This window comes from Bradyrhizobium sp. Kon37 (assembly GCF_055807535.1).
Window position 1 is genome coordinate 1 of sequence record NZ_JBVVOY010000114.1, and the last position, 532, is coordinate 532.

1 protein-coding gene is annotated in these 532 nt (G+C 66.9%); it reads left to right on the forward strand.

Annotation, left to right across the window (positions count from 1 at the left end; genetic code table 11):
- Positions 1-532 (forward strand): recombinase family protein (locus AC0L3J_RS37340; protein ID WP_473350425.1); only part of this gene is annotated, 532 nt, incomplete at both ends.

A 532-nucleotide genomic window follows, 5' to 3' on the forward strand; every position in this document is an offset into this window, starting at 1 on the left:
TACCTGCGCGCCAGTACGGACGAGCAGAATCTTGAACGCCAGGAGAGCCTTGTAGCGGCCACGCGGGCCGCCGGGTACTACGTCGCCGGCATCTACCGCGAGAAGGCGTCCGGCGCACGCGCCGACCGGCCCGAGCTGCTGCGCATGATCGCGGACCTGCAACCTGGTGAAGTCGTCGTTGCGGAGAAGATCGACCGCATCAGCCGCTTGCCGTTGGCCGAGGCCGAGCGCCTGGTTGCGTCGATCCGGGCCAAAGGGGCCAAGCTGGCCGTGCCTGGCGTGGTGGACCTGTCGGAGCTGGCCGCCGAGGCGAACGGAGTGGCGAAAATCGTTCTGGAATCCGTCCAGGACATGCTTTTGAAGCTCGCCTTGCAGATGGCCCGCGACGACTACGAGGATCGGCGCGAGCGTCAACGTCAGGGTGTCCAGTTGGCGAAGGCCGCCGGCCGCTACACCGGCCGCAAACGTGACGCCGGCATGCACGACCGCATCATCACGCTTCGCTCCGGCGGATCGAGCATTGCCAAGACGG